The organism is Paenarthrobacter sp. CM16, assembly GCF_013179505.1.
In the GTDB taxonomy this organism is placed as follows: Bacteria; Actinomycetota; Actinomycetes; order Actinomycetales; family Micrococcaceae; genus Arthrobacter.
Map to the genome: position 1 here is coordinate 1 of NZ_JABMCX010000444.1, position 2757 is coordinate 2757.

3 protein-coding genes and 1 pseudogene are annotated in these 2757 nt (G+C 63.1%); all 4 read right to left on the minus strand.

The annotated features are described in order from the left end of the window. The coding region (locus HP499_RS23175) for an FAD-dependent monooxygenase (RefSeq protein ID WP_172326411.1) at positions 1-444 on the minus strand (444 nt) is incomplete at its 3' end. A 61-nt stretch (positions 445-505) separates the two neighbouring features. Next, positions 506-1513 carry a cyclase family protein gene (locus HP499_RS23180; protein ID WP_309138438.1) on the minus strand — a complete coding sequence of 336 codons (1008 nt, stop codon included), beginning with the start codon at positions 1511-1513 and terminating at the stop codon, positions 506-508. Beyond that, complete coding sequence (locus HP499_RS23185) at positions 1510-2451, minus strand: fumarylacetoacetate hydrolase family protein (RefSeq protein ID WP_172326412.1); 942 nt, start codon at positions 2449-2451, stop codon at positions 1510-1512. The genes HP499_RS23180 and HP499_RS23185 overlap by 4 nt, the downstream gene beginning before the upstream one ends. After that, a pseudogene (locus HP499_RS23190) lies at positions 2451-2757 on the minus strand (catechol 1,2-dioxygenase); the annotation flags it as partial. The pseudogene HP499_RS23190 and the gene HP499_RS23185, both read right to left, overlap by 1 nt.

The following is a 2757-nucleotide window of genomic DNA, read 5'->3' on the forward strand; positions in this document are numbered from 1 at the left end:
GTCGGCCGTGAGGACCGTGACGGTGCCGCCGTCGTCGGCTATTTCGGTGACTGTCTTGCCATAGCTGATGCGGGTGCCGGCTTGCTCGGCGCGCCCACGGAGAATGGCAGTCAAATCAGGGCGATACATTCCCAGTGTTGCGGGAAGGTCCTCGCCGCCGGTCCGGATGTCCTCAAGGACTGCAACGACGGTTCCGGCGGGGTCCGGAGCCCGCAGGCCCAGGGTGCTGAACGAGTACCCTTTCGCTTGCACCTGCTCCCAAACGCCCAGGTCGCGGAGAATCCGCAGGGCGTTTCCCTGGAGCGTGATGCCGGAGCCCAGGGTTTGGGGTTCAGCGGCCTTCTCCAGGACCTCAACCTCAACACCTGCCTCGGCCAGGAGGATGGCTGCAGTAAGGCCGGCGGCCCCCGCTCCAACGATTCCAACCCTCTGTACTGCTGCCATCTCTGACTCCTTTGTGGTGACGGCTTTACTGCCTATTGTGCTGCTTGCGGTGACGGAAGCGTCAGCGGACTGCGATGGGATTGACTGGCGAACCCACAGCCCCGGTGATGGGAAGCGGGGCGGCGGTCAACATGAAGTCGTACCTGCCATCGGCGGCACATGCCTGAGCAAGCGCATCCGGATCCCACATTTCCCCCAAGAACAATCCAAGGTTGGGAATGGCGATCTGGTGCAGGGGCTGGAAGGCTCCGTCAAACTCATTCGGCCGAACCTCAAACCCCCACGTGTCCGTAGCGATTCCGGCGATTTCGGAGGTATGCAGCCATCGGGCCGTGCTGAAGGACAAACCCGGGGCGGACCCGCCAGCGTAATCGCCCCATCCCTCGCGTCGGACCCGGCTGTACTGACCCGTACGGATCACCACGATGTCGCCCCGGCGAACCTCAGCGCTGGAACCCTGACGTTCGATGGTCAATTCCAGATGTTCCGGGGTGATGGCGAAACCGTCGGGCAGTTCGCCGTCGGTCCTTCCCAGATCCGGACCCAGCGCGCGCCCCACATCCAGGAGCACGCCGCGGGTCACGATCTTGGCCGCTGCCGTTTCGATCCCTGTGAAGAGGTCGCCCTCGGACGTAACTACATCCCCCGCCGCGCGGCCGTTCCATGCTTTGCCGCGGTCAAAAATATGGCCAAGCCCGTCCCACTGGGTGGAACATTGCAGCGGCATGGCGATGACGTCATCGGCGCCCCCGAAGCCGTGCGGGAAGCCCTGGTTCCCCCGCTCGGCGTCCACACCGGTATCGGTCATGGTGTGGACCGGGTTGGTGCGGCGGCGCCACCCCTTCTGGGGACCGTTGGTGTCGAACGGCTGGGACAAGGAGAACGCCTCCCCGGACTTCACCAGCTGTGCCGCTTCCACGCGCTTGCCGTTATCAACGAAGTTCAACGTACCGAGCACATCATCTTCGCCCCAGCGGCCCCAGTTGTTGTACTGCTTGGCGGCGGCGGTGATACTGCCCAGCGGATCATCCCGCTGGATCAGGTCAACGTGCACGGCATCGGTGGTCACTGTTCGTCCTTGCAGTGGATCAGTTGGGTTCCCAGCCCCGTGATGGTGCCTTCCATGACGTCGCCGTCCTGCAGGAGTCGTCCCCAGTGCTGGCCGTTTCCGGCCGGACTGCCGGTCAGCACCAGGTCACCTGGCTTCAAAGGCATCGTCTGGGACGCTTCACTGACCAGCTTGGCGACGCCGAAAATCATGTCTTGGGTGGATTCATCCTGCATGGCTTTGCCGTTGAGTTTCAGCGTGACGTGGACGTCCTGCGGGTCACCGAAGAACTTGGCCGGCACCAGCAGTGGTCCCGTGGGCAGGAAACCGGGTGCGTTTTTAGCCCGGTACCAGTCTGAGCCAATAGCCGGCATGTCCTTCCGGAAGACGTACTCGCGCGTGGTGATGTCGTTAACCATGGTGTACCCGAAGACGTACTCCAGGGCCTCCTCGGGACTCACCCGGAAAGCCTCTTTGCCGATTACGGCCGCGAGTTCCAACTCCCAGTCGTGTGACTTGCTGTAGGCCGGGAGGGTGAGGTCATCCGTGGCTGATGCGATGGCCGTAGGAAGACCAATGAAGAAGTACGGGGTGCCCTGGCCCGCGCGCTGGTCCATCATGGCCGCGGTCTTGGCGCGAACTTCTTCCGCGTCCTGGCCGGCTTCCCGGTGAGCCACGGCGAGGTCGATCACGTGCTTGCGGTAGTTGGCACCGGTTTGGAGTACTTGGGCTGGTTCCACCGGAGCAAGGACCTCAACGCCGGTCAGCTCAAAGCCTGCCTCGTGTCCCGCAGAGGCGGCCAGGGTGTCCAGTTCGGCTTCGGTGGTGGCCCAGTGCTGGATGATCGAGTTGATGTCTCCGTCTAACGGGCGGACACGTTCTCCCACCACAAGACCGGTTTTGGGCTTGGCTTCGCCGGGCTCCTGGAAGCGGATCAATGCATAGTTTGGCTGCGTCATTAGCCCCGGCCCTGCTTGGCGTAGGGGTTCAGGAGGGCTTCCTTCATCTCGGCGGAAGCACCTTCCTCGGTGGCGGTGAATCCGTCGGCGGGCGGGAAGGACTCGGTCATGGAGTGCGGCATGGCACCGTTCTTGTAGAAGTTGTTGGAACCTTCCGAGGGCTTCCAGGTGTTGGCATCCCAGTCCGGCACGTAGTTGCGGTAGCCGCCGGAGTTCAGTTCCACACGCAGGCCCGAGGGGTCGCGGAAATAGAGGAAGTTCTGTTCGCCCACACCATGGATGGACGGTCCGTATTCCATGGGGGTG